Origin of the sequence: Caballeronia sp. SL2Y3 (assembly GCF_022879575.1) — a bacterium.
Lineage (GTDB): Bacteria > Pseudomonadota > Gammaproteobacteria > Burkholderiales > Burkholderiaceae > Caballeronia.
On the sequence record NZ_CP084261.1, the window covers coordinates 1,057,428 to 1,082,829 of the forward strand.

Below are 25,402 nucleotides of genomic sequence, written 5' to 3' on the forward strand. Positions count from 1 at the left end.
CGGTAGTCTCGTCAATCGACGTTATCGACGTTCACTGCAACGCGTGAACGGCATCCCTCTTTCAACGCAGCGTTCAACGACAAGGACACGCAATGGAATATCGACACTTAGGCGCTTCCGGTTTCAAGGTTCCGGTGCTCAGCTTCGGCACCGGAACGTTCGGCGGCAAGGGCGAATTCTTTCAGGCTTGGGGCGAGACCGACGTGAGCGAAGCGCGCCAGCTCGTCGACATCTGCCTCGATGCCGGCGTCACCATGTTCGACTCTGCCGACATCTATTCGCACGGCTCGTCGGAATCCATTCTCGGCGAGGCGCTCAAAGGCCGGCGCGACAAGGTGCTCATCTCGACCAAAGCCACCTTTCGTTTCGATGCGGACGATCCCAACAGCGTCGGGTCCTCGCGCTTTCATCTCATCAACGCGGTCAACGATGCATTGAAGCGCCTGCAAACGGACTACATCGACCTGTTCCAGCTGCATGGTTTCGACGCGAAAACGCCGGTGGAAGAGACGCTTTCCACGCTCGACGATCTCGTGCGCGCGGGCAAGATCCGCTATACGGGCGTGTCCAATTTCTCGGGCTGGCATCTGCAGAAATCGCTCGATGTCGCGGACCGTTATGGCTATCCGCGCTATGTCGCTAACCAGACGTATTACTCGCTGATCGGCCGCGATTACGAATGGGAACTCATGCCGCTCGGTCTCGATCAGGGTGTCGGCGCTGTCGTCTGGAGTCCGCTCGGCTGGGGGCGTCTGACGGGCAAGATCCGGCGCGGGCAGCCGCTGCCCGATTCGAGCCGGCTGCACAAGACGGCCGACATGGGGCCGCCCGTGCCCGACGAATATCTGTACCGCGTCGTCGATGCGCTCGATGCGATCGCCGCTGAAACGGGCAAGACCGTGCCGCAGATCGCGCTCAACTGGCTGCTGCAGCGGCCGACGGTCGCCACCGTGCTGATCGGCGCGCGCAACGAGGAACAACTGAAGCAGAACCTCGGCGCGGTCGGCTGGAACCTGACGGCCGAGCAGGTCAAGCGGCTCGACGAAGCGAGCAAGGTGCGCCCGGTGTATCCGTACTGGCATCAGGAAGGCTTCGCGGAGCGTAATCCTTCACCGGTATAACGGCCGGCGCGCGCCGTACCGGGATTCATATGCGCATCTGTACCGGTACTGTACAGATGCGCGCCCGTACACTGGCAGCAATCCACCTTCCATTCGGATTGCGCCATGTCCTCTACTCTCCTCAGCGCCCTACCTGCTGCCGCGCTTTTCGCGCTCGTCATGAGCATCACGCCCGGCCCGAACAACACGATGCTGCTCGCCTCGGGCGTGAATTTCGGCTTGAGACGCACGGTGCCGCATGTGCTCGGAATCAGCGCGGGCGTGGCGCTCCTGATGCTGGCCGCAGGCTTCGGTCTCGCCGAGGCATTCGGCCATCTGCCGTGGCTCTATACGGTGCTGGAGACCGCGAGCGTCGCGTACCTGCTGTATCTCGCGTGGAAGATCGGCACGTCGTCGTCCGTGCAGACGCGCGACGGCGAGCGCCGCCCGATGCGCTTTCACGAAGCCGTCGCGTTCCAGTGGGTCAATCCGAAAGCATGGATGATGGTGCTGACTGCCGCGACCACCATTCATCTGCATGCGAGTCTTTCGCTGAATGCGGCGTTCATGGCGCTCGTGTTCATCGTGATCGGTCTGCCGTGCATCACGGCGTGGGCGGCCTTCGGCGTGTCGCTGCGGCGCTTTCTCGCCAATCCGCGACTGTTGCGCCTCTTCAATCTGACGATGGCCGCGTTGCTCGTGCTGTCGCTGTATCCGATCGTCGCGCACTTCTTCAAATGATCCGCGTGTCGAAGCGCGAGGCACGGCGGCAATAAAGCGCTTTGCCGCGACGCAGGACCGGCGCATACTCGGCGTACGCGCCGGCCAGGCAAAACTTGCCGTCCCGCTTGCAAGAATGGGACGGCATTTTTCTTTCCGCTCTCTGTCAGACTGCCACGACGATCGCGCGCACAACGTCCCGTAAGCGATCCTTTAAGGCAGCCTGACCTGCCGCTTCACAGCCGATGCGGCATGCCTGCCTGCTCGTTCTTTCGCGCCATATTCGATGGCGCGGCCTCGCAATCCGTTCAAGGAGTACGCCATGTCTGGAGCCAACCGCCCATCCGGTCCCGCCACGCGCAAAGCCCTCGACCTCGCCGATCAGATCGAGCGCGACGAATTGGAGAACCACTTGCTGGATGCGCAAAGCCGCGTCGACGAGGACGACGAAGACGAGGAAACCGACTCCGATCGCACGCCGGGACGCTAGCCCGCAGAGCAACGCGCCCCACGCCGCAATGCCCGTTCGCACGGGGCATTGCGGCGTTTTCGTTTCTGTGGCGGACACATTCGCCCATTTAGGCACAGCGGTTGCTTTGACCCTTCGTGCCGCCAGACCCTGAACAAAAGCGCGGCACGACCGATGAGCGAAGGCGGCAACGGTTTCAGTCCGCATGCAAATCGAACTACCAACCGAACCCCGTAGGAGGCCTCATGCTCCGTTACGCAGCAATCTTTTTCATCATCGCGATCATCGCGGCCGTTTTCGGCTTCGGCGGTATCGCAACGGGCGCGGCGGAAATCGCCAAGATCCTGTTCTTCATCTTCATCGTGATTTTCCTCGCGACTCTGTTGCTCGGCGTGTTCAGGCGATGACGATTGCTTCATCGCATATGTTGCAAACGGAACGCGCGGGCCGGATGGCTCGCGCGTTTTTGTATCGCGCTTATTGCTACGGTGTGCTTACGGATTCCTGCGAGACCGGCGCCTTGAGACGAACCGTTTGTCCATGCATGAGCACGGTGAAAGCATCGGCGGGCAGACCCGCTTTTCGGACCGCTTCTGAGAGACGATGCGGCGGTTCGTCGAGCGGTTCGTCGGTAAGCTCGAATGTGCCCCAGTGAACGCCAATGGCACGCTTCGCATGGATGTCCTCGAAGATGCGCACGGCCTCTTCCGGATCGACGTGCTGCGCATGCATGAACCAGCGCGGGTCGTAGGCGCCGATGGGAATCAACGCGAGATCGAAGCCGCCGAAGCGTGCGCCTATGTCGCGAAAGTCCGGCGAATAGCCCGTGTCGCCCGCGAAGAAGAACGAATAAGGATGCGCCGATGCCGGCGGCGTCTTGACCACCCAACTGCCCCATAAAGTCTCGGCGCGATCGAACGGCGTGCGAGCCGACCAGTGCTGCGCGGGCGCAAACCAGATATCGAGGCCGGCGGCGTGCGTTTCATCGCCCCAATCCAGCTCTTCGGCGTTCGTTATGCCGACGTTCGTCATCCACGCCTTTACGCCCATTGGAACGAGAAACCGCGGCGGGCCTCCCGCTTGACGGTTCAATGCGGCAACGCTCGCCTTGTCGAGATGATCGTAGTGATTGTGCGAGATCAGCACGATGTCGATATGCGGCAGCTCATCGAGCGCGAGCCCGGGCGGCGTCTTGCGCTTCGGCCCGATGAACGTGAACGGCGATGCTCGCTCGGAGAACACAGGGTCGGTCAGCACGTTGACGCCGTTTATCTGCACGAGTGCAGTCGAATGACCGATCCACGTGAGCGTATCGACACTGCGGTTCGACTTCAGAAAGGCAACGTCCGGACGCGCAGAGGGAAAGCGATAACCGTTTGCGGGCGGCTTCGGCAGACCCTGCGTGAAGCGCTGCCACTGCCACTTCAAGAATGATTCGCGCGGCAGATGTCCGTAGTTGTTTTCGAAGCCCGACGACGTGTGCTTCGCGTGATGCAGCGGTTGCGGTTCGTTCGACGTCATGGGCGCTTCGCCGCTCGCAGCGGTTCGTCCAGTCGCGCATCCTGTCATGAGCGCGAGCGTACAGACGGCAATCCGCGTCTGGGCTCTAACAACACGGGCGGCAGCATAGGCGAAGCGCATGGCGGGATCTTGAGGTGAGATTCCGCATTGCACATCGTTCATACGGAATGTAGAAAGGGACACTATGCCCCGTTTGCAAGACGTCCCCGTGAACGACACGGTAGACGCTAGCCCAACGTACAAAGGCCCGAGAGCAATATGCGCGCCCTCGGCCCGCTTCTTGCCTATGTCTGCGGCGCTGATCTCAGCGACCTAACGAAACCAACAGCGGCGCGCATGCAGGATCGCGCAGTACGCCAGCAATACACGGGGGCCCCATGGGCAGCAGTAAATACAAAAGTCTTGCGTCACGCACGTTCAACCCACAACTTCATCCGATGCACGCGATGCTGGTTTCGCGCAGCGCGTCGCATATTGCAAGCGCGTTCACGGAAAGCGGACGCGACGAAGCACTTGCAGAAGGCATCGCCGCCGTGATCGCGCATTGCGGACACGCCGGGCTCGGGCTCTTTCTCGCGGCCGTGTGGCACTGGCTCGACGAGCGCGACTACTACGACGCAGCGGACACGGTGCAGGACTACATCGAGAAAGGCAAGATGCCGAAGGTCAAGGCTAAGCCACAGACCGCGCGCCAGCGCGACGCGCGTCTGTGACCTGGCTGCTCAGTGCGAATGCCGCGGGTTGCCGCGCGTTTCGATGACCTTCAGATAAAGCGTCGCGGGCTCGAGACATCCGCCCGTCGATAGCTGACCCACGGTCTGCCGATAAAGCTCCTGCCACGGCGTTTGCGCGACCGGCGGGGCAAACGCCGCGTCCTTGCTGCGGCTTTGCAGTTCCGCTTCGTCGATCAACACGTTGACGGAGCGCGCGTTCAGATCGACACGGATGCGGTCGTTGGTGCGCAACAGCGCGAGGCCGCCGCCGACCGCTGCTTCCGGCGACATATTGAGAATCGACGGACTCGCCGACGTGCCGCTTTGCCGGCCATCGCCCATGCACGGCAGGGAATCGACGCCTCGCTTGATCAGTTCCGCGGGCGGCGCCATGTTGACCACTTCCGCGCTTCCCGGATAACCCACCGTGCCGCAGCCGCGGATGACGAGAATGCAGTGCTCGTCGATTTCGAGCGACGGATCGTTGATGCGTGCGTGATAGTCCTCCGGACCATCGAAGACGATCGCGCGGGCTTCGAACACGTTCTCCGCGCCCGGCTCGCTCAGATAGGTCTTCCTGAATGCATCGCCGACCACCGACATCTTCATGATCGCGCTGTCGAAGAAGTTGCCCGACAGGACCATGAAGCCCGCGCCGTGCATCAGCGGTTCGTCGGCGGTACGGATCACGTCCTGATCGGCGACGGGCGCTTCATCGGCGATCTCACCGATCTTGCGGCCCGATACCGTCAAGCAATCGCGACGCAAGAGCCCCGCTGCATCCAGTTGACGCAGCACCGCAGGCACCCCGCCCGCGCGATGGAAGCTCTCGCCCAGATATTCGCCCGCGGGCATGCAGTTGACGATGAGCGGAATCTCTTCGCCGTAACGCTGCCAGTCTTCCAGACTCAGTTCGATGCCCATGTGCCGCGCAATCGCGATCAGATGCGGCGGGCAATTGGTCGACGCGCCGAGCGCGGACGCAACGACGATCGCATTGATGAACGCATCGCGCGTCATGATCTTCGACGGGCGCATGTCCTCTCGCACCATATCGACGATGCGCTTGCCCGTTGCGTACGCCATCTGTCCGCGCTCGCGATATGCGGCGGGAATGCTCGCGCACGTCGGCAAGGACATGCCGAGCGCTTCGGCAAGGCTGTTCATCGAGAGCGCGGTGCCCATCGTGTTGCAGTGCCCGATCGAGGGCGACGAAGCCGTCGTCAGGCGCATGAAGCCTTCGTAGTCGATCTCGCCGGCCGCGAGCAAATTACGCGCATGCCAGATCACCGTGCCGGAGCCGACGCGCTTGCCTTCGTACCAGCCGTCGAGCATCGGGCCGCCGGATAGCACGATCGACGGCATGTCGACCGTTGCCGCCGCCATCAGGCATGCGGGCGTGGTCTTGTCGCAACCGGTCGTCAGCACGACGCCATCGAGCGGGAAGCCATGCATGATCTCGACGAGACCGAGATACGCGAGGTTGCGATCCAGCGCGGCGGTCGGGCGGCGGCTTTGCTCGGCGAGCGGATGCACGGGGAATTCCATCGGAATGCCGCCGGCATCGCGGATGCCGGCTTTCGTGCGTACTGCAAGCTCGATGTGATGCCGGTTGCACGGCGCAAGGTCGCTGCCGGTCTGCGCAATGCCGATGATCGGGCGGCCGGACTGCAACTCTTCGCGCGTGAGACCGTAATTCATGAATCGCTCGACATACAGCGCGGTCATGTCGGCGTGCGAAGGGTCGTCGAACCATTCCTGACTGCGCAGGCGGCGGGGTGTCTGTTGGGACATGGCGTCTCTCTCCGTGGGGTTTGCTCTCGCGCTCTCGCGTTTTTTCGCGGGCGAGCCGGTATAGTTACCGGTAACATCGGAACATGTTAGCACGCATTCGTGCGACGTCTAAGGCTCAGGCGCTCTCTCGTGCCAGCACCTGATACGCTATTCGCACCCGCTTGCTCGCGTGTTTGACGGCGCCCTGTTCGCGTTCTTCGAGTGCGGCCAGCAATACCTCGCCCGTGCGCAAGCCGATGCCATACGCATCGACGGATACGGTCGTGATCGAAGGCGTGCAACATGCCGCGACCTCGAAGTTGCCGAAGCCGGCCACTGCGATGTCGCCGGGAACCGAAAGCCCACGCCGGTGACACTCCATTATCGCGCCAAAGGCCGACATGTCGCTCACGCACATCACGGCCTGCGTGTCGGGCCACGCCGCGAGCAGCGACGCGATGGCGGGTCCGCCGTGGCTCATCGTGATCGGCGATTCGCCGAGACGCACGACACGCTCGGCGTCGAGGCCGAGTGCCTTCATCTCCATGCGAAAGCCTTTGAGCCGGTCGAGGCCGCGTCGATCCAGTTCACTCGCTCCGCCCAGAAAGCCAATGCGCTCGTGGCCCCGCTCGGCGAGATAGCGCACCATCTCGCGCGCGGCATTGACGTTGGAGAAGCCGACCGCGGCATCGATGGGATCGCTCGGGAAGTCCCACATCTCGACGACAGGCACGCCTGAGCGGCGCAGCAACGTGCGGGTCGCATCCGTATGACGCGAGCCGGTCAGCGCGATGCAGCGCGGCTGGTGCCGCAGCATCGAGCGGATCAGGCTCTCTTCGCGGTCGAGGTGATAGTCGGTGTCGCCGATCAACAATTGCAGACCGTGCGGCTCCAGCGCGGCAGCGAGGCCGCGGACGGTATCGGAAAAGTTGGAGCTAGCGAGCGACGGCACCATGACTGCGACGAACTCGGAGCGCCCGGACGAGAGCGCGCCTGCTGCGGCATCGGCCACGTAGCCGAGTTCGTCGATGGCCTGCTGTACGCGTTCACGCGTCGCGGATGCAACGCTATGACCCGCCAGCACGCGGGACACCGTCATCTTCGAGACGCCGGCAAGCCGCGCGACGTCTGACATGCGCGGCGGGACGCGAGGGAAATCTTCGGCAGTAGCAGATACGTTGCTCAATCGACCCTCACCCAGCCGTCCGGACGCTGCTCGAGCGTGACGTGCAGCTTCGTTTCGCCGGCTTCGCGGTCGGCGGCGGTGAGGTCGGCAAACGCGCGCTTGATGTCGCGGTCGTCGGCCCAGGGCGCGACGTTGTCGAGCTTGTACGTGTATGTGACATCCGAACGATGCGTGTTCGGGTCGGGCTCTGTCCACGCGGTTACTTTGTCGAGCTTGACTCGCGCGTAGCAGATCATTGAGACGCGGGAGTCCGCTGTGGCGTTAGGGTCGCCTGCCTGACGCACGGTTTCCACCGCATACTTCTGACCTTCGCCCGTCAAGCTGTACGCGACGCCGTCCTGCTTTGCATTGGCGTTGGCGGGCGCCGCGGCGGCAGTGCGCGCGATCAGGCCGCTCTTTTCGAGCGCCGCCAATTGCTCGCGCAACGCGGCGGCCGAATATTCGTTGAGATCGCGATTGCTATAGGTAGACGGAAATGTGAAGGCACCCCGGCCGCTGCGATTCAGACATAGCAGGCCGCGGTTAGTTTTCATGTCAGCGGAAATAGCATCGCCCAACGTGGACTCGCTCGCATCGTTCTTTTTGCCACAGGCCGCAGCCAACAGCACGACGCTGACAGCGGCGATCAACAGGCTCGTTCTCATGTGCGCTCCGGTGATATCGGCGTTGTAGTACGCCTGCCGATGCCATTCTACCGACAGAATTGCCGCGTCCGGCAAGCGTCAGGGTCGGGACTTTTGCTATATTTCGCCGCCCCAAACGCAAAAACCCCACCTTTTCGGGGTGGGGTTTTTGTTTGTGGCAAGGGGTAGCCTGACGATTACCTACTTTCACACGGGCAATCCGCACTATCATCGGCGTGGAGTCGTTTCACGGTCCTGTTCGGGATGGGAAGGGGTGGGACCGACTCGCTATGGTCATCAGGCATAAAGGGGATGTTGTATCGCCTGTGGGGGCGCTACAACCAATCGGGGAAGAAGTAGTGTTTCGGGTGGCGATTGTCGCACACGCTGTTACTCGACCAGTGGCGCCCTCTTCGAGGGTGGGGTCCAAGTAAGCGTTGAAGCGCTAACTTTGACCGACAAAACACACTGGTTATAGGATCAAGCCTTACGGGCAATTAGTATCAGTTAGCTCAATGCATTACTGCACTTACACACCTGACCTATCAACGTCCTGGTCTGGAACGACCCTTCAAGGGGCTCGAAGCCCCGGGGATATCTCATCTTAAGGCGAGTTTCCCGCTTAGATGCTTTCAGCGGTTATCTCTTCCGAACATAGCTACCCGGCGATGCCACTGGCGTGACAACCGGTACACCAGAGGTTCGTCCACTCCGGTCCTCTCGTACTAGGAGCAGCCCCCTTCAAATATCCAACGCCCACGGCAGATAGGGACCAAACTGTCTCACGACGTTTTAAACCCAGCTCACGTACCTCTTTAAATGGCGAACAGCCATACCCTTGGGACCGGCTACAGCCCCAGGATGAGATGAGCCGACATCGAGGTGCCAAACACCGCCGTCGATATGAACTCTTGGGCGGTATCAGCCTGTTATCCCCAGAGTACCTTTTATCCGTTGAGCGATGGCCCTTCCATACAGAACCACCGGATCACTATGACCTGCTTTCGCACCTGCTCGACTTGTCGGTCTCGCAGTTAAGCACGCTTATGCCATTGCACTATCAGCACGATTTCCGACCGTACCTAGCGTACCTTCGTACTCCTCCGTTACGCTTTGGGAGGAGACCGCCCCAGTCAAACTGCCTACCATGCACTGTCCCCGATCCGGATCACGGACCAAGGTTAGAACCTCAAACAAACCAGGGTGGTATTTCAAGGACGGCTCCACCGAAACTGGCGTTCCGGTTTCATAGCCTCCCACCTATCCTACACAGATCGGTTCAAAGTCCAATGCAAAGCTACAGTAAAGGTTCATGGGGTCTTTCCGTCTAGCCGCGGGGAGATTGCATCATCACAAACACTTCAACTTCGCTGAGTCTCGGGAGGAGACAGTGTGGCCATCGTTACGCCATTCGTGCAGGTCGGAACTTACCCGACAAGGAATTTCGCTACCTTAGGACCGTTATAGTTACGGCCGCCGTTTACCGGGACTTCAATCAAGAGCTTGCACCCCATCATTTAATCTTCCGGCACCGGGCAGGCGTCACACCCTATACGTCCACTTTCGTGTTTGCAGAGTGCTGTGTTTTTATTAAACAGTCGCAGCCACCAGTTTATTGCAACCCTTTCACCCTCCTGGCGCAGGCCAGTCAAGCTACCAGGGCGTACCTTATCCCGAAGTTACGGTACCAATTTGCCGAGTTCCTTCTCCCGAGTTCTCTCAAGCGCCTTAGAATACTCATCTCGCCCACCTGTGTCGGTTTGCGGTACGGTCATCGTTAGACTGAAGCTTAGAGGCTTTTCTTGGAACCACTTCCAATTGCTTCGTGACCGAAGTCACTCGCGCCACACCCTTGAATTATGTGCCCGGATTTGCCTAAGCACCTTCTCCAATGCAGCGACCGGGACGTCCAACACCCGGACAACCTTCCGCGATCCGTCCCCCCATCGCATCTAACAATGGTGCAGGAATATTGACCTGCTTCCCATCAGCTACGCATTTCTGCCTCGCCTTAGGGGCCGACTCACCCTACGCCGATGAACGTTGCGTAGGAAACCTTGGGCTTACGGCGAGGGGGCTTTTCACCCCCTTTATCGCTACTCATGTCAGCATTCGCACTTCCGATACCTCCAGCACGCTTTTCAACGCACCTTCGCAGGCTTACGGAACGCTCTCCTACCATGCGTGTAAAACACGCATCCGCAGCTTCGGTGACTGGCTTGAGCCCCGTTACATCTTCCGCGCAGGACGACTCGATCAGTGAGCTATTACGCTTTCTTTAAAGGGTGGCTGCTTCTAAGCCAACCTCCTGACTGTTTTAGCCTTCCCACTTCGTTTCCCACTTAGCCAATCTTTGGGACCTTAGCTGGCGGTCTGGGTTGTTTCCCTCTTGACACCGGACGTTAGCACCCGATGTCTGTCTCCCGTGATTGCACTCTTCGGTATTCGGAGTTTGCTATGGCGTAGTAATCCGCAATGGACCCCACAACCATGACAGTGCTCTACCCCCGAAGGTGATACACGAGGCACTACCTAAATAGTTTTCGGAGAGAACCAGCTATTTCCAAGTTTGTTTAGCCTTTCACCCCTATCCACAGCTCATCCCCTAACTTTTCAACGTTAGTGGGTTCGGTCCTCCAGTACGTGTTACCGCACCTTCAACCTGGCCATGGATAGATCACTTGGTTTCGGGTCTACGCCCAGCAACTGATCGCCCTATTCGGACTCGCTTTCGCTACGCCTGCCTTAATCAGTTAAGCTCGCTACTGAACGTAAGTCGCTGACCCATTATACAAAAGGTACGCCGTCACCCCTTGACAGGGCTCCGACTGTTTGTATGCATGCGGTTTCAGGATCTATTTCACTCCCCTCCCGGGGTTCTTTTCGCCTTTCCCTCACGGTACTGGTTCACTATCGGTCGATCACGAGTATTTAGCCTTGGAGGATGGTCCCCCCATCTTCAGACAGGATTTCACGTGTCCCGCCCTACTTGTCGTACCCCTAGTTCTTTCATACTGTTTTCGCTTACAGGGCTATCACCTGCTATGGCCGCACTTTCCAGAGCGTTCAGCTAACAATACAAATAAAGAGTACAGGCTCTTCCCATTTCGCTCGCCACTACTTTGGGAATCTCGGTTGATTTCTTTTCCTGCGGTTACTTAGATGTTTCAGTTCACCGCGTTCGCTTCACATAGCCTATGTATTCAGCTATGGATACTCCATACGGAGTGGGTTTCCCCATTCGGACATCTTCGGATCAATGCTCGTTTGCCAGCTCCCCGAAGCTTTTCGCAGGCTACCGCGTCCTTCATCGCCTGTGATCGCCAAGGCATCCACCACATGCACTTGTTCGCTTGACCCTATAACGAGTGTGTCTCTTTGCTGCTCTAGACTCACACGCTACAGGCTGAGTATTCGCGTTGTGCCGTATTCCAAGTCATCAATTAAGATCACTTTTCATACTCGATACAATCACTACCCTGACTACCCTACTCACACCCATCTCTAAGTGCTTTCAGATAATCTCTTTACTACTTCTTCCTGATTGTTAAAGAACGTTTAGCCGATAGGTGTCTTGCAATACCCACAGCATCAACTGGCTAGCAATCGCCAATGCCAAGTGCTCGTGTCAAACACTTGGCATTGAAGATTGGTGGAGGATGACGGGATCGAACCGACGACCCCCTGCTTGCAAAGCAGGTGCTCTCCCAGCTGAGCTAATCCCCCGGTATGGTGGGTCTGGTTGGATTCGAACCAACGACCCCCGCCTTATCAAGACGGTGCTCTAACCGACTGAGCTACAGACCCTTAGCCTGTTTCTAAACCACAGCCGATAAGCGTGAGCGCTTGCTAGTTTCGTGCGAAGCTCGAGAAAGGAGGTGATCCAGCCGCACCTTCCGATACGGCTACCTTGTTACGACTTCACCCCAGTCATGAATCCTACCGTGGTGACCGTCCTCCTTGCGGTTAGACTAGCCACTTCTGGTAAAACCCACTCCCATGGTGTGACGGGCGGTGTGTACAAGACCCGGGAACGTATTCACCGCGGCATGCTGATCCGCGATTACTAGCGATTCCAGCTTCACGCAGTCGAGTTGCAGACTGCGATCCGGACTACGATCGGTTTTCTGGGATTGGCTCCACCTCGCGGCTTGGCAACCCTCTGTTCCGACCATTGTATGACGTGTGAAGCCCTACCCATAAGGGCCATGAGGACTTGACGTCATCCCCACCTTCCTCCGGTTTGTCACCGGCAGTCTCCTTAGAGTGCTCTTGCGTAGCAACTAAGGACAAGGGTTGCGCTCGTTGCGGGACTTAACCCAACATCTCACGACACGAGCTGACGACAGCCATGCAGCACCTGTGCGCCGGTTCTCTTTCGAGCACTCCCGCCTCTCAGCAGGATTCCGACCATGTCAAGGGTAGGTAAGGTTTTTCGCGTTGCATCGAATTAATCCACATCATCCACCGCTTGTGCGGGTCCCCGTCAATTCCTTTGAGTTTTAATCTTGCGACCGTACTCCCCAGGCGGTCAACTTCACGCGTTAGCTACGTTACTAAGGAAATGAATCCCCAACAACTAGTTGACATCGTTTAGGGCGTGGACTACCAGGGTATCTAATCCTGTTTGCTCCCCACGCTTTCGTGCATGAGCGTCAGTGTTGGCCCAGGAGGCTGCCTTCGCCATCGGTATTCCTCCACATCTCTACGCATTTCACTGCTACACGTGGAATTCTACCTCCCTCTGCCACACTCAAAGCCTGCCAGTCACCAATGCAGTTCCCAGGTTAAGCCCGGGGATTTCACATCGGTCTTAACAGACCGCCTGCGCACGCTTTACGCCCAGTAATTCCGATTAACGCTCGCACCCTACGTATTACCGCGGCTGCTGGCACGTAGTTAGCCGGTGCTTATTCTTCCGGTACCGTCATCCTCCATCCATATTAGGGACGAAGTTTTCTTTCCGGACAAAAGTGCTTTACAACCCGAAGGCCTTCTTCACACACGCGGCATTGCTGGATCAGGGTTGCCCCCATTGTCCAAAATTCCCCACTGCTGCCTCCCGTAGGAGTCTGGGCCGTGTCTCAGTCCCAGTGTGGCTGGTCGTCCTCTCAGACCAGCTACAGATCGTCGCCTTGGTAGGCCTTTACCCCACCAACTAGCTAATCTGCCATCGGCCGCCCCTACAGCGCGAGGTCCGAAGATCCCCCGCTTTCCTCCGTAGATCGTATGCGGTATTAATCCGGCTTTCGCCGGGCTATCCCCCACTACAGGACACGTTCCGATGTATTACTCACCCGTTCGCCACTCGCCGCCAGGCCGAAGCCCGCGCTGCCGTCCGACTTGCATGTGTAAGGCATGCCGCCAGCGTTCAATCTGAGCCAGGATCAAACTCTTCAGTTCAAACCCTGTTACTGTTTTCGGTTGTCTTACCAACCGGTCGCTCACTCAACGTACTGACGATGATTAATCCGTCTCTCGACAGATAAACCTTCCTCTAATACTTCGTGTGAGACTCTTGATACTTTTGCTTGCCCGGCTCCGAAGAACCGGCCGCACTCACCATCAAGCGCCCACACTTATCGGCTGTTAGTTTTTAAAGAGCAATTGCACAAGAATCGCTTTGCTTATTTGCTTGCTTTCTTGCGCGCCGTCATCTAACGGGAGGCGAATTATGACTGGCGCAAGACACATAGGTCAACCCCTTTTTCCAAATTATTTTCGGGCGACGAGTAGGCACTAAAAAAGGCAGTAAAAAGCGCGCCAGTGCGTGCATTCACAGCAAGATATCCGCTGGCGCGCAGAGCATCGATAAGTTCGAACGCTCAGTTGCCGAAGAACGGAACGCAGAAGCCCGCAGGACCGACGCAATCCGCCGCCGCAGCCGACGAGCCACCGCGCCGCATCGACCCCGACGCAGTTGCGCCCACGGGCATGCCGCCGTAAGCCTCCTGCGCGTTCCGCGCCGCGACCTTGGCCTCCGCCGCCTGAATGTCCGCGGGGTATGACGCGTTCTCTCCCGTGGCTGGCGAAAATCCCGCCCGCTCTAACTGCACGAGTTCAGCCTTGACCTGCGCACGAGTCACCGGGCCAGTCTGATCGTGCGCGAATGCAAACGTCGGCGCAATGACAGCGGCGACCGACAAGACAACCTTGGCGATGGTATTCATGGTGAGTGCAACTCCGACGAGTAGGGTTGACGTGGATCGCATGCGATCCGCTAACCTCGCTCGGCCCGGGTTCCAAGCATTGAGGCTTCGAATGGTTAACCGCGGCACATCGCGATCTATTCCATGCCGAGAAGGACTCGCATGCGATACGTATTCGTCACACGTGTTGGCTATCGCCCAACAGGTCTTCCGCTTGCGAAGAGAAACGCGCCGCACAATAGCGTGGATGCATCACTGGCGCCCAATAACGTAGAAGTACTTACGATCTCAAGCTTAGGCGTGCCCCCTTACGAGGCAAAAGACGAAAGGACGCGCGCCGCTCAATCCCACAACCGTTGCCACAACGCGCATCACCGTTCCTGCCGCATCACAAGCCGACAGGCCAACAAGCCCGTCACCCGCCAAACCGATCCCGCACGGCTTTCAAAATCTCCGCGAACGCCACCGGCTTCACCAGATGATGATCGAAGCCCGCTTCCCTCGATCGCTGCCGATCATTCGCCTGCCCATAGCCCGTTACCGCGAGCATCAGCGCATCCTTCGTCGCGGGACGTGAACGCATCTCCGCCGCAAGCGTGTAACCGTCCATTCCCGGCAGTCCGATATCGAGCAATATGATCTGCGGCGCGAAGCCATCGCTGATGGCGAGCGCCGTGGTCGCATCGTGCGCGGTGCGCACATCGAAGCCATCGTCCTCCAGCAACAAGGACATCGCCGTTGCCGCATCCACGCTGTCATCGACGAGCAGCACGCGCATGCCGCCGCTCACACTCGCCGGCGCACGTTCGACGGGACGCGGCGTGACTTCCGCCCCCTTCGCGAGCGGCAGCCACACGACGAACTCGCTGCCCTGATGCGGCCCGGCCGAATGCGCGTCGATACGCCCGCCCTGCAATTCGACGAGCGTCTTCGCCAGCGGCAAGCCGATGCCGAGGCCGCCTTCCGAGCGTTCGAGCGATGTCTCCGACTGCACGAACAAATCGAAGATATGCGGCAGCATGTCCGCCGCAATGCCGATGCCCTTGTCGCGCACGGTGATGCGCACTTCGTCGCCGACCTGCTCGGTCTCGATGGCGACCTCGCCTTCTTCGACGCTGTACTTCGACGCGTTCGACAGCAGATTGCCGAACACCTGCGCGATCCGCACGCTGTCGCCGATAATGAAGAGCGGCGCATCCGAGAGCTTCATCGTGAGCCGGTGACGCTTCCTGTCGAGCGCGGGCTGCGCCGTTTCGACGGCCGCTTCCACCGCCGCCGCGATATCCACCACTTCGCGCCGCAGCGTGATCTTGCCCTGCGTGATGCGCGCCACGTCGAGCAGATCGTCCACGAGACGGCTCAGATGCCGCACCTGCCGGTCGATGATCGCGCGCACCGTCGAGAAGTTCTGCGGCGAGGGCGCGCGTTCGGGGTCGAGCAGGTCCACGGCATTGCGAATCGGCGCGAGCGGATTGCGCAACTCGTGCGCGAGCATCGCGAGAAACTCGTCCTTGCGGCGGTCGGCGTCGCGTAACAGCATCTCCGCGGCCTTGCGCTCCGAGATGTCGTTGACGATGCCCGCGATACGCGCCGGCCGCCCGTGCGCCCCTTTCACGAGCGAGGCCCGCTCGGCCACCCAGCGCGGTTCGCCGTGCGCGCGCGGAATACGATATTCGACCTGATACGGCGCGCCGCTCGCGAGCAATTGCCGGTACGCCGCCGCCACATGCTCACGATCCAGCGGATGAATCTCGCCCGACCAGTGATCCGGACCGGGCTCGGGCGTCGGCGCGCCATCGCCGCAATCCCACAGCCGGGCGTAAGCGGGGCTCACGTAAAGCAGGCGATTCGCGGCGGGATCGAGCATCCAGAAGACGTCGTCGATGTTCTCCGCCAGCTGGCGAAACCGCTCCTCGCTCTCGCGCAACGCGTTTTCCGCGAGCCGCACGCGCAGCAGCGCGCGCACGTGCGCAATCAGTTCGGCGGGCTCGACCGGTTCCGTCAGATAGCTATCCGCGCCGCCTTCCAGCCCGCGAATGCGATCCATGCTATGCACCGCCGCCGCCGACGTTTGCAGCACGAGCGTTCCCGCCGTCTCCGCCGACGCCTTGATCTGCCGGCACACCTCGAGGCCGTTGATATCGGGCAGCTTCACGTCGAGCAGCACGAGATCCGGCGATTCGGCGCGCACGCGCTCCAGCGCGGCGGTGCCGGTTCCCGCTTCGATCACGTTGAATCCCGCACGCGAAAGAATGCGCGTCTTCGCGTAGCGCGCGCCGTCGTTGTCGTCGACGTTGAGAATCAGCACTTCTGTCCAGTCGCTTTTCATGTCGCCAGTCCTTCCCCGCGACGCAAGCCGTCCATCGCCTTCGACACCATGTCCAGCACGCCGGCCAGTTCGCCGCCGGAGATCGGCTTCTGGATGAACGCGGCCGCGCCGAGCGCCTCGGCCTCGTTGCGGTCCTCGGACTCACCGAGCACGACGACCGGTACATTGCGTGTCGCTGCCTGCGCGCGCAACGCGGCGAGCCAGATCCATGCTTCGGACGCCGCAGGCCGCACCGCGAGCAGCAGCGCGGCCGGCGGCGTGCGCGCGAGCGCGCGGCTCGCTTCGTCGAGCGTCGCGGCGCTCACCGTGCGATACGGCGAAGCCTTGAGCGCGGCTTCGCAATCGAGCCGCTCGATCGGGTTGCTCGCGACGACAAGCACCGTAGCACGCGCGTCGCCGTGCGCGGCATGACCGCTGTCCGGTGCGCCGTACTCGGCCGGTATCGTCGCAATGAAGGTGGAGCCGCGCCCGAGTTCGCTCTCGAGCGAGACGTCGCCGCCGAGCAGCTTGCAGAGCTTTCTGCACAGCGGCAGGCCGAGTCCCGTGCCCTTCACGTATTGCTGAAGCCGGTTCTCGACCTGTCCGAATTCTTCGAAGACGACGTGCTGATGCTCGGGCGCGATGCCGATGCCCGTGTCCTTTACCGCGAACGTGATGAGGCGCCGCACTTCGTCATAACTCGCCGACACGCGCACTTCGCCGCGCTCGGTGAACTTCAGCGCATTCGACACGAAGTTGCGCAGCACCTGCGCGACCTTCGCTTCGTCGGTGCGAATGGGCGGAAGCCCTTCGCACGATTCGAAGACGAGTTCCACCGCGCCGCCCGGCGTAAGCGGGCGCAGCATGCCGCGCAGCGCGGAAAAGAGCGTATCGACTTCGAATTCCGCGGCGCGCACTTCGATCTTCCCGGCTTCGATCTTCGCGAGGTCGAGCAGATCGTCGACCGTTTCGGAGAGATCTTCAGCCGCTTTGCGAATGAAGCGCACCTGCTTTTCCTGCTCTTCCGTCAGATCGCCGTCGATACGTTCGAGCAGCAGCTTGGACAGCGCGCGAATCGACGAAAGCGGCGTGCGGAATTCGTGGCTCATGTTCGACAGGAACCGCGATTTCGACTCATCCGCGCGGCGCAGATGATCCGCGCGCGCGTCGAGTTCGGCGTACAGCGCGACGACGCCGCGATTCGTGTCTTCGAGTTCGCGCGTGAGGCGTGTGAGTTCTTCCTGGCGCTCGCGCAAGTCGGCGAGCGCGCCGATCAACTCGCGGTTTTGACGCGCGAGTTCCGCGGTCGAATCATCGCTGTCCTGGCGCGACAGCGTGGCGGATATGGCCTGCACCGCGCTGGCATCGACCGGCGCGTTGTCGGGCAGCGTCTTCGCGAGCGAAATGGCCGTGCCGCCGCCGGCTTCGTCGGCGATCGCGCACTGGTCCATCAGTCGCTGCGCGGCGAGCAGGCCGAGCGCGGCTTGCGAATCGTCGTTCTTCATCGCGCGAAGCCGCTCGCCCGCGCCCGCGCACGCCAGAAAGCGCACGACGAAGCGCGGCGGATACGTCGCGTCGTCGACCGCAAAATCCGCCCGCGCCCGGGCGCCCGCGGTCAGCACCGTGCGCGCCGCTTCGAGCACCGAGGTCGAAATGCGCGTCTGGTCCTGCGCCGAAAAGCCGAGCGCCGCGCTCGCGTCGCGCGCCTTGCGGCGAGCCGCGACAATGTCGTGCTCGCCGTCGATCTGCATCGAGTAGAGCGGGAGCGTCATCACGCGCTCCCGGCCGCGCGGGCGACGAACACGGTGACGTCGTCGCGGCCACGCGCGAAATCGCGGTACAGCACCGCCGCGACGAGCGCCGGATGCCGCGCGCTCAGGCCCGGATAGCGCGCGAGATCCCAGCGCGAACCGATTCCATCCGAATGCAGCACGACGAGCGCGTTCGGCGGATACGGCACGTCGAATTGCTGAACGCGTCGCGCCCCGTGCCCGACGATGCCGCTGTGCGACACCAGATGCCGGTGCGAATCCTCCGTCCACACGCTCGCCGCGATGTTGCCGATGCCGGTGAACGCGACCTTCGCGCTGCCCGCCGACGCGGCGCTCGCCAGCACCGGCATGCGCGCGATGCCGACCGCCGCTCCGCGCGTCGAACGCAAGGCATCGTTGGCGAGCTCCATGATGCGTTCCAGCGGCGCATCGCCGTGGCAGCCCAGCACGCGCGCCGCCTCGACCGCCGCGACGTTCGCGAGCGGACCGTGGCCGAGGCCGTCGGCCACCAGCACGGTGAAGCCGTTTTCGCCCGTGCTACAGGACCACGCATCGCCGCACACCGTCTCGGTCTGAAGCGGCAGGTTCACGACGCCGTAGGTCACGCGCGCATCGGTCAGCTTCGGCAGAGGCGCGGGCGCACGGTTCCAGCAGACGACGCGCATCACCGTACCCTGTTGCGGCCTGCTCCAGATGTCGAGCTCGCCGGACAGACGCCGGATCGCGCCCATGCCGTTGCCGGGGCTGCCGGCCGTCGTGTAGCCATCTTCGAAGCAGCGGTAAAGATCGTGGATGCCGGGGCCGCTATCGACGGACAGAACCTCGATGCCGTAACGGTCGCCTGCGTCCAAGAGCGGACGCACGAGCAGCTCGCCGCTGCCTGCATGCTTGAGAAGATTGGTGCCGCATTCGGTGACGACAATCGCGAGCTCGCCCGCGACTGTCTCGTTGAAACCGAGTCCGCGCGCCAGTTCGCCGATCGAGCGTCGCGCGAAGGCGATCTGGCTTGCCTCCGCGATCTCGTGGCGCTGTTGCGCGGCCATCGATTCCTTCAGAACGGTTTCCATTTCGTGATCGAGACGTGCGTACCTTCACCCGGCGCAGAGCGGATATCGAACTCGTCGCACAGGCGCTTCGCGCCGCCGAGACCTAGTCCCAGCCCGCTGCCGGACGTGTAGCCGTCCGAGAGCGCGCGGGCGATGTCGGGAATGCCGGGCCCGTTATCGACGAATTCGAGTTTGAGGCCACGGCGGCCATTGCGCTCGACAAGCGTGCAGTGCACGTCGCCGCCGCCACCGTAGATGAGCGTGTTGCGTGCCAGTTCGCTCGCCGCCGTCACGAACTTGGTCTGGTCGATGAGGGACAAGCCCTGCGCCACCGCCTTCTCGCGCACGAACTGACGCAGCCGCACGATCTGCTCGTCCGAGCGGATCGGCAGCGTCTCGGCCGGAGAAGAGGCAGCGCGCGCTGCCGAGGAATCGAAGGTGATCATGGAATGGTTCGCTGGGCGGCCGTCAGACCGCGCCGCCCCCGGTAAGCAGCGCCATGCCCTTTTCCACATTGAGCGCCGTGCGCACGCCCGAGAGCGTGAGCCCGAGTTCCACGAGCGTGATCGCGACCGACGGCTGCATGCCGACGACGACCGTCTCCGCATCCAGCACGCGCGCCATGGCCGCCGTGTTGCCGATCATCCTGCCGATGAACGAATCCACCACGTCGAGCGACGAGATGTCGATCAGCACGCCCTTCGCGCCGTCTTTGACGATGCGGCTCGTCAGATCGTCCTGCAGCGCGAGCGCGAGGCGGTCGTGCATGTCCACTTGAATGGTGACGAGCAGCAGCTTGCCCATCGTGAGAATTGGAATGCGATCCATCGCTTGGGGCCCTGTTCAGTCGCGTTGCATGCGGTTGTCGATCTCGCGCGCCGTCATTCCGGCAGCGACGAATCGTGCAAGCCGCCCGCGCCGTTGCGCGCGGCGTTGTCTTGCGCGCCCGCCGCCGTCACGGACTTGCCGGTGCGCTGCAGCGCGACGATGAACGCCGCCGCGAGCGACGCCTTCGTCGTCACGTTCGACAGGTTCACGCCCAGATGCACGATGGTCTGCGCGATCTGCGGACGAATGCCGCTGATGATGCAGTCGGCGCCCATGAGCCGCGCCGCCGCGACCGTCTTGAGCAGATGCTGCGCGACGAGCGTATCGACGGTCGGCACGCCCGTGATGTCGATGATCGCAATGGCCGCGCCGGTTTCGACGATCTTCTGCAGCAGGTTCTCCATCACGACTTGCGTGCGCGCCGAGTCCAGCGTGCCGATGAGCGGCAGCGCGAGAATGCCGTCCCACAGCTGCACGACCGGCGTCGACAATTCGAGCAGTTCCTGCTGCTGGCGCACGATCACTTGCTCGCGGCTCGCCTGAAACACTTCGGTGGTATAGAGGCCGAGTTCGTCGAAAAGCGAGCTGACGGTCCACGTGAGATCGGCGAGCACGACCGGCTCGTTGGCGAGCTGTTGACGCAGACGCGCGACGAGCGGTTGCTTCAGCGAGAACACGAACATCGCAGTTTCGACCGGCGAAAAGCCCTGACGGGCGCGCTGCCCCGACATGTCCGCGAGAAACGCGCGCACTTCCTGCCAGTGCGACGCCTTGAAATCGACGCGATCGGAGGCATCGAGCGCAGTCAGCAGCAACGAGATGAACTGTCCGAACTGGTTGCGCAACTCGGCTTCCCCGACGAGTCCGCGCCGCGACGCAATGGCGTGCTGCTGCGTGATCCATTCAGCGAGCAATTCCGCCTGATTCGAAGTAAAGAGTTGGGCGAGTCGCGTTCCGCCGACCATTTCCATGCCGAGATCCCTGTGCGAATGATGATTTTTTATGGGCGCCAAAGCCCCGGATGTCGCCGTTATTTGCGTTGAAAGCATCGGGCCGCGTATGTCGCGCCCGCCCCCGCGCAACGCAAAGGCGCTCGGAATGTAGCACGCCATCTCGAAATTCGACAGTGCGCTCCGCCTTGATTTGCAAGAGTTAACGCGATTCCTGCGAAGATTGATCGCGCAGTATCGGTAAGGCGGCAAAATGTGCCGCGCGTTCGTTAGGGTATGGACAAAAGGCGGTCATAAGTCCTTGCCGCTTTTCATCGAATGTGCGATGCGGCGTATAGCGGCGGCATTATTTTTTTGCGCGCCAGCGGGTGCAATACTCGGTAGCACAACGCGATTCACCTGCCGCCGGAGCGCACATGGCCAAGACCCCTCATCCCGTCGACGAAGTGCTGCCCCTCGGACAAATGCTCGCCGTCGGCATACAGCACGTGCTCGTCATGTATGCAGGGGCCATCGCGGTGCCGCTGATCATCGGCGCGGCGCTCAAGCTGCCGAAGGATCAGGTGGCCTTCCTCATCAGTTCGGACCTCTTTGCATGCGGCATCGTCACGCTGATCCAGTGCATCGGCATCTGGAAGTTCGGCATCCGGCTGCCCGTCATCATGGGCGTCAGCTTTGCGCCGGTCGGGCCGATGGTCGCCATGGCTTCGTCGGGCGCGGGACTGCCCGCCATCTTCGGCGCAACCATCGCCGCGGGCGTGTTCGCCATCGTCATCGCGCCGTTCTTCGGGCGGCTGATGCGCTTCTTCCCGCCTATCGTGACCGGCACGATCATCCTGACCATCGGTATGACGCTCTTTCCCGTCGCGATCAACTGGGCGGGCGGCGGGCATGGCGCGCCGCATTTCGGCGAACCGAAGAACCTGATGATCGCAAGCATCGTGCTGCTCGCCATTCTGCTCATCAACAAGTATCTGAAGGGCTTCGTCGCCAACATCTCGGTGCTGCTCGGCATGGCGATCGGCTTTCTCGTCGCGCTGCCGATGGGCCTCGTGAACTTCTCGGGCGTCGGGCGTGCCGCGTGGTTCGCGCCGGTGCGGCCGTTCGCGTTCGGCTTGCCGACCTTCGACATCGCCGCGATTGCGTCCTTGTGCCTCGTGATGATCGTCATCATGGTCGAATCGCTCGGCATGTTCCTCGCGCTCGGCGATCTCGCGATGCGCCCCGTCACGCGCGCCGATGCCACGCGCGGCCTTCGCACGGACGGACTCGGCACCGTGATCGGCGGCGTGTTCAATACGTTCCCGCATTCGTCGTTTTCGCAGAACATCGGGCTCGTCGGCATTACGGGCGTCAAAAGCCGCTGGGTAGTCGCGGTATCGGGCGTTATCCTGATGCTGCTCGGGCTATTGCCGAAGCTCTCCAATCTCATTGCGTCAATACCGGTCGTCGTGTTGGGCGGCGCGGGCATCGCGATGTTCGGCATGGTCGCGGCCACCGGCGTCAAGATCCTCAGCAAAGTGGATTATGAAAACAAGAACAACCTGCTCATCATTGCCATCAGTCTCGGCGTCGGCGTCATTCCGCTCGCGGCGCCGACGTTCTTCGCGCAGATGCCCGCGTGGGCCGGCCCGCTCACGCATAGCGGCATTACGCTTGCCGCCATCTTCGCGATCTGTTTAAACGCGCTGTTCAATCGCGGAGAATCTGCGGACACCGTGCAGCGCGACATTGCGGCGGACATGCCGTTGAGTCTGCGGCAAAGCGATGAAGCCCGCATGCGCCCGCGCGAATGACAAACCCCTTGCATTGCAGCGACTCATGATCGAAGCACTATGCGTTTTGCTTGCGGCCGTTGCTTTGGCGTATCTCTCCGCGCTCGCCGCACTGTATTGGCTGCAAGGCCGGCTCGTGTATCCGCTCGAACACATTCAGGCTTTCGTCGATGCGACGCTCGAACAGAGCACCGAAGTCATCACGCTGCAAACGCAAGACGGTCTGGAATTGAAAGCGCGTTATCGCGCGCCGCCCGACGCGCACGCGCCGACCGTGCTGCTTTTTCACGGCAACGGAGAAGACCTGACGCAACGCGCGCACATTGCGCACGAGATGATCGAAGCCGGCTACGGCGTGTTGCTAGCCGAATATCGCGGCTATGGCGGCAATCCCGGCAAACCGCACGAGGCCGGGCTTTATGCGGATGCGCGCGCCGCTTACGCCTACGCTCGCGCGCGTTCGCGATTGATCGTGCTGCACGGCTATTCGCTGGGATCGGGCGTAGCCGTGCAGCTCGCGAGCGAAGCGAGCGTACTCGCGCTGATACTGGAAGCGCCTTTCACCAGCATCGTGGATGTGGCGGCCGCGCGCTTCCGCTTCTTTCCGGTGCGCGCGCTCGCACGCGACCGCTATGACAACCTCTCGAAGATCGCTTCGATACGCGCGCCTATTCTCATCTACGGCGGAACGCGGGACTTCGTGGTGCCGCCTGTTCACTTTCAGCGTCTTTTCGAAGCAGCGCGCGGCGACAAACATCTGGCGATGATCGAAGACGCCGACCATCTCGATGCATGGCGCAACGGCGGGCGCACACACGTCATGCAGTTTCTGGCCTCTGTGAGCGCGCGCGACCGCCAAAAAATCTCCGACGCAACGTGACCGACCGTGCTTGAAAAAATCGGGCTTCATACGGGAACCGCGTAGCATGTGCTTCGTCAGAACCAACTCACAAGGCGCGGCTGTCCCGCCCCGCATTCGTTATTTACCGATTGATATTCGGCTTAAGGAAAGGAGCGGTCAATGTTTCAGTATCCCGGTCTCATCGCTTATCAAATGCCGTCGATCGCACGCGCCAATCTTCAGGCGTTCCTCAACGCCAGCGAGCGTTTCGCGAACGGCCTGCATGCGCTGACAGAACTGAATGTGCAGACGGTACGCACGGTCATCGAGGAAAGCAATTCGCTGCTGCGCACCGGCGACGATACGAGCCCCGGCGAAGTGTTGAGCTGGCAATCGGTAATGCTCGCGCAATTGCCGCAAAAAGCGGCTTCGTATGGACAGCATGTGCTGTCGATCATCACGTCGACCGAAGCGGACATGCTCGGCGAAGTGCGCAGCCAGTACGAGCGCAACGGCATCACGCTGAAAGGCCTGTTCGACAGCGGCGCACAAGCGGCTCAGGAGACGACGGAATCGACGAGCCTCGTCGTGACCAATCTCGCGGAAACGACGAGCGAAGCAGCGGCGAACACGAGCGGCGTGATCCTCGACGCAAGCGGCGAAATCGCGAACGAAGCCGCCAGCGAGTCCGCCGAAGAAACCAAGCAACTGGTCCTGCCGGCGGAAGAAGCGCAGAGCGCGCCGGTCAAGCCGCCGCGTTCGTCGTCGCGTCGTCAAGGCTAAGCACCCGAGGCGGTCTTACTCGGCCGCCTTCTTCTTCCCACGCGGCTCCTTCAACACGACCCACGTGGGCGCATGGTCGCTCGCGTGCGGCTCGCCGCGCACCCACGTATCGACGCCCGCATCCTGAAGCCGGGGCGCAAGATCCTTGCTGAGCAGGATGTGATCGATGCGCAGCCCCGAGTTCGTCTGCCAGTGCTGGCGGAAATAATCCCAGAACGTGTAGATGCGCTCATGCGGGTGCTTCTTGCGCAGCGCATCCGTCCAGCCCTGCGCGAGCAGTTGCGCGTATGCCGCGCGGCTTTCCGGCTGAAGCAAAGCGTCCTTGAGCCATGAGCGCGTGTTGTAGATGTCTTCGTCGGTCGGCACGACGTTATAGTCGCCCGCCAGTATCACCGGGTGTCCGCTGTCGAAAAGCGTCTTCGCGTGGGCGTTGAAGCGCTCGAACCATGCGAGCTTGTAATCGAACTTCGGGCCCGGTTGCGGGTTGCCATTGGGAAGATAAAGACAGCCGATCAGGATGCCATGCACCGCTGCTTCGATATAGCGGCTGTGCGTGTCGTCTTCGTAGCCGGGCAAGCCGCGACGGCTCAGGACCGGCTCGGCGTCCCTCGCCAGTATCGCCACGCCGTTCCACGATGCCTGTCCGTGCCACACCGCGCCATAACCGGCAGCCTGTATGGCGGAAATGGGGAACTGTGCGTCGGTGGCCTTGAGTTCCTGCAAGCAGACGACATCCGGCGCTTCGCGTTCGAGCCATGCGAGCAAGGCATCGAGACGCGAGCGTATGCCGTTGATGTTGAAGGTCGCGATTTTCATCCAGCGGTCTCCATCGGTCATGGCGCTTA

Annotated in this window: 20 protein-coding genes, 2 tRNA genes and 3 rRNA genes; 8 read left to right on the forward strand and 17 right to left on the reverse strand. The window is 61.4% G+C overall.

The features are described 5' to 3' along the window. The first annotated feature begins 92 nt into the window (after positions 1-92). From LDZ26_RS18165 to LDZ26_RS18180, 4 genes are all read left to right on the forward strand, one after another. Positions 93-1,121, forward strand: coding sequence for an aldo/keto reductase (locus LDZ26_RS18165; protein WP_244849538.1), 1,029 nt, complete (start codon positions 93-95; stop codon positions 1,119-1,121). 105 nt (positions 1,122-1,226) lie between these two features. Continuing rightward, a complete protein-coding gene (locus LDZ26_RS18170; protein ID WP_244849539.1) occupies positions 1,227-1,841 on the forward strand; it encodes a LysE family translocator in 615 nt (204 codons plus the stop codon). 301 nt (positions 1,842-2,142) lie between these two features. Next, a complete protein-coding gene (locus tag LDZ26_RS18175; RefSeq protein WP_244849540.1) occupies positions 2,143-2,310 on the forward strand; it encodes a hypothetical protein in 168 nt (55 codons plus the stop codon). A 224-nt stretch (positions 2,311-2,534) separates the two neighbouring features. Continuing rightward, entirely contained in the window at positions 2,535-2,696 is a 162-nt protein-coding gene (locus LDZ26_RS18180; RefSeq protein ID WP_044042785.1) for a DUF1328 family protein, read from the forward strand. 76 nt (positions 2,697-2,772) lie between these two features. On the opposite strand, the gene LDZ26_RS18185 is transcribed toward LDZ26_RS18180, so the two are convergent. After that, a complete protein-coding gene (locus LDZ26_RS18185; RefSeq protein ID WP_244849541.1) occupies positions 2,773-3,810 on the reverse strand; it encodes an MBL fold metallo-hydrolase in 1,038 nt (345 codons plus the stop codon). A 446-nt stretch (positions 3,811-4,256) separates the two neighbouring features. Here LDZ26_RS18185 and LDZ26_RS18190 point away from each other — a divergent pair, with 446 nt between their 5' ends. Continuing rightward, the gene (locus LDZ26_RS18190; RefSeq protein WP_244849542.1) at positions 4,257-4,523 is read left to right on the forward strand and encodes a hypothetical protein; all 267 of its coding nucleotides are present in this window, start codon (positions 4,257-4,259) and stop codon (positions 4,521-4,523) included. A gap of 9 nt (positions 4,524-4,532) precedes the next feature. On the opposite strand, the gene LDZ26_RS18195 is transcribed toward LDZ26_RS18190, so the two are convergent. The 15 genes from LDZ26_RS18195 to LDZ26_RS18265 form a co-directional block, all read right to left on the reverse strand. Next, positions 4,533-6,317, reverse strand: a complete 1,785-nt coding sequence (locus LDZ26_RS18195) for an IlvD/Edd family dehydratase (RefSeq protein ID WP_244849543.1) — start codon at positions 6,315-6,317, stop codon at positions 4,533-4,535. A gap of 115 nt (positions 6,318-6,432) precedes the next feature. Further along, on the reverse strand, positions 6,433-7,431 hold the full coding sequence (locus LDZ26_RS18200) for a LacI family DNA-binding transcriptional regulator (protein WP_244849544.1): 999 nt from the start codon (positions 7,429-7,431) through the stop codon (positions 6,433-6,435). 47 nt (positions 7,432-7,478) lie between these two features. Then, positions 7,479-8,126: a hypothetical protein gene (locus tag LDZ26_RS18205; protein ID WP_244849545.1), complete on the reverse strand. Its 648-nt coding sequence runs from the start codon at positions 8,124-8,126 to the stop codon at positions 7,479-7,481. Between the two features lie 167 nt (positions 8,127-8,293). Continuing rightward, positions 8,294-8,407: ribosomal RNA gene (gene rrf / locus LDZ26_RS18210) — 5S ribosomal RNA — on the reverse strand. 174 nt (positions 8,408-8,581) lie between these two features. Continuing rightward, a 23S ribosomal RNA gene (locus tag LDZ26_RS18215) occupies positions 8,582-11,464 on the reverse strand. Between the two features lie 291 nt (positions 11,465-11,755). Beyond that, positions 11,756-11,831: transfer RNA gene (locus tag LDZ26_RS18220), tRNA-Ala, on the reverse strand. Positions 11,832-11,835: 4 nt separating this feature from the next. Next, positions 11,836-11,912, reverse strand: a tRNA-Ile gene (locus tag LDZ26_RS18225). A gap of 64 nt (positions 11,913-11,976) precedes the next feature. Then, a 16S ribosomal RNA gene (locus tag LDZ26_RS18230) occupies positions 11,977-13,508 on the reverse strand. Together the 16S, 23S and 5S rRNA genes with 2 tRNA genes alongside form the textbook arrangement of a ribosomal RNA operon. 422 nt (positions 13,509-13,930) lie before the next feature. Further along, positions 13,931-14,275, reverse strand: a complete 345-nt coding sequence (locus tag LDZ26_RS18235; protein WP_244849546.1) for a DUF4148 domain-containing protein — start codon at positions 14,273-14,275, stop codon at positions 13,931-13,933. A 394-nt stretch (positions 14,276-14,669) separates the two neighbouring features. Continuing rightward, complete coding sequence (locus tag LDZ26_RS18240; RefSeq protein ID WP_244849547.1) at positions 14,670-16,583, reverse strand: response regulator; 1,914 nt, start codon at positions 16,581-16,583, stop codon at positions 14,670-14,672. Beyond that, positions 16,580-18,334 carry an ATP-binding protein gene (locus LDZ26_RS18245; protein WP_244849549.1) on the reverse strand — a complete coding sequence of 585 codons (1,755 nt, stop codon included), beginning with the start codon at positions 18,332-18,334 and terminating at the stop codon, positions 16,580-16,582. The genes LDZ26_RS18240 and LDZ26_RS18245 overlap by 4 nt, the downstream gene beginning before the upstream one ends. Continuing rightward, positions 18,334-19,401: an ATP-binding SpoIIE family protein phosphatase gene (locus tag LDZ26_RS18250; protein ID WP_244849550.1), complete on the reverse strand. Its 1,068-nt coding sequence runs from the start codon at positions 19,399-19,401 to the stop codon at positions 18,334-18,336. The genes LDZ26_RS18245 and LDZ26_RS18250 overlap by 1 nt, the downstream gene beginning before the upstream one ends. Then, entirely contained in the window at positions 19,386-19,826 is a 441-nt protein-coding gene (locus tag LDZ26_RS18255) for an anti-sigma regulatory factor (RefSeq protein ID WP_244849551.1), read from the reverse strand. The genes LDZ26_RS18250 and LDZ26_RS18255 overlap by 16 nt, the downstream gene beginning before the upstream one ends. Before the next feature lie 22 nt (positions 19,827-19,848). Continuing rightward, complete coding sequence (locus LDZ26_RS18260; RefSeq protein WP_175940676.1) at positions 19,849-20,208, reverse strand: STAS domain-containing protein; 360 nt, start codon at positions 20,206-20,208, stop codon at positions 19,849-19,851. A 53-nt stretch (positions 20,209-20,261) separates the two neighbouring features. Further along, on the reverse strand, positions 20,262-21,179 hold the full coding sequence (locus tag LDZ26_RS18265) for an STAS domain-containing protein (protein WP_244849553.1): 918 nt from the start codon (positions 21,177-21,179) through the stop codon (positions 20,262-20,264). A 395-nt stretch (positions 21,180-21,574) separates the two neighbouring features. On the opposite strand from LDZ26_RS18265, the gene LDZ26_RS18270 reads away from it, so the two are divergent. From LDZ26_RS18270 to LDZ26_RS18280, 3 genes are all read left to right on the forward strand, one after another. Beyond that, entirely contained in the window at positions 21,575-22,954 is a 1,380-nt protein-coding gene (locus LDZ26_RS18270) for a nucleobase:cation symporter-2 family protein (protein WP_244849554.1), read from the forward strand. A 25-nt stretch (positions 22,955-22,979) separates the two neighbouring features. Beyond that, positions 22,980-23,813, forward strand: a complete 834-nt coding sequence (locus tag LDZ26_RS18275; RefSeq protein ID WP_244849555.1) for an alpha/beta hydrolase — start codon at positions 22,980-22,982, stop codon at positions 23,811-23,813. Positions 23,814-23,954: 141 nt separating this feature from the next. Beyond that, on the forward strand, positions 23,955-24,557 hold the full coding sequence (locus LDZ26_RS18280; RefSeq protein WP_244849556.1) for a phasin family protein: 603 nt from the start codon (positions 23,955-23,957) through the stop codon (positions 24,555-24,557). A gap of 15 nt (positions 24,558-24,572) precedes the next feature. Here LDZ26_RS18280 and LDZ26_RS18285 read toward each other — a convergent pair whose 3' ends face one another. Continuing rightward, on the reverse strand, positions 24,573-25,373 hold the full coding sequence (locus LDZ26_RS18285; protein WP_244850310.1) for an exodeoxyribonuclease III: 801 nt from the start codon (positions 25,371-25,373) through the stop codon (positions 24,573-24,575). Positions 25,374-25,402 lie beyond the last annotated feature (29 nt).

Excerpts from the sequence above, each read along its gene's own strand:
- LDZ26_RS18165 (WP_244849538.1), top strand. The coding sequence starts at position 93 with ATGGAATATCGACACTTAGGCGCTTCCGGTTTCAAGGTTCCGGTGCTC.
- LDZ26_RS18170 (WP_244849539.1), top strand. The coding sequence starts at position 1,227 with ATGTCCTCTACTCTCCTCAGCGCCCTACCTGCTGCCGCGCTTTTCGCG.
- LDZ26_RS18175 (WP_244849540.1), top strand. The coding sequence starts at position 2,143 with ATGTCTGGAGCCAACCGCCCATCCGGTCCCGCCACGCGCAAAGCCCTC.
- LDZ26_RS18180 (WP_044042785.1), top strand. The coding sequence starts at position 2,535 with ATGCTCCGTTACGCAGCAATCTTTTTCATCATCGCGATCATCGCGGCC.
- LDZ26_RS18185 (WP_244849541.1), bottom strand. The coding sequence starts at position 3,810 with ATGACGTCGAACGAACCGCAACCGCTGCATCACGCGAAGCACACGTCG.
- LDZ26_RS18190 (WP_244849542.1), top strand. The coding sequence starts at position 4,257 with ATGCTGGTTTCGCGCAGCGCGTCGCATATTGCAAGCGCGTTCACGGAA.
- LDZ26_RS18195 (WP_244849543.1), bottom strand. The coding sequence starts at position 6,317 with ATGTCCCAACAGACACCCCGCCGCCTGCGCAGTCAGGAATGGTTCGAC.
- LDZ26_RS18200 (WP_244849544.1), bottom strand. The coding sequence starts at position 7,431 with ATGTCAGACGTCGCGCGGCTTGCCGGCGTCTCGAAGATGACGGTGTCC.
- LDZ26_RS18205 (WP_244849545.1), bottom strand. The coding sequence starts at position 8,126 with ATGAGAACGAGCCTGTTGATCGCCGCTGTCAGCGTCGTGCTGTTGGCT.
- LDZ26_RS18235 (WP_244849546.1), bottom strand. The coding sequence starts at position 14,275 with ATGAATACCATCGCCAAGGTTGTCTTGTCGGTCGCCGCTGTCATTGCG.
- LDZ26_RS18240 (WP_244849547.1), bottom strand. The coding sequence starts at position 16,583 with ATGAAAAGCGACTGGACAGAAGTGCTGATTCTCAACGTCGACGACAAC.
- LDZ26_RS18245 (WP_244849549.1), bottom strand. The coding sequence starts at position 18,334 with ATGACGCTCCCGCTCTACTCGATGCAGATCGACGGCGAGCACGACATT.
- LDZ26_RS18250 (WP_244849550.1), bottom strand. The coding sequence starts at position 19,401 with ATGGAAACCGTTCTGAAGGAATCGATGGCCGCGCAACAGCGCCACGAG.
- LDZ26_RS18255 (WP_244849551.1), bottom strand. The coding sequence starts at position 19,826 with ATGATCACCTTCGATTCCTCGGCAGCGCGCGCTGCCTCTTCTCCGGCC.
- LDZ26_RS18260 (WP_175940676.1), bottom strand. The coding sequence starts at position 20,208 with ATGGATCGCATTCCAATTCTCACGATGGGCAAGCTGCTGCTCGTCACC.
- LDZ26_RS18265 (WP_244849553.1), bottom strand. The coding sequence starts at position 21,179 with ATGGAAATGGTCGGCGGAACGCGACTCGCCCAACTCTTTACTTCGAAT.
- LDZ26_RS18270 (WP_244849554.1), top strand. The coding sequence starts at position 21,575 with ATGGCCAAGACCCCTCATCCCGTCGACGAAGTGCTGCCCCTCGGACAA.
- LDZ26_RS18275 (WP_244849555.1), top strand. The coding sequence starts at position 22,980 with ATGATCGAAGCACTATGCGTTTTGCTTGCGGCCGTTGCTTTGGCGTAT.
- LDZ26_RS18280 (WP_244849556.1), top strand. The coding sequence starts at position 23,955 with ATGTTTCAGTATCCCGGTCTCATCGCTTATCAAATGCCGTCGATCGCA.
- LDZ26_RS18285 (WP_244850310.1), bottom strand. The coding sequence starts at position 25,373 with ATGAAAATCGCGACCTTCAACATCAACGGCATACGCTCGCGTCTCGAT.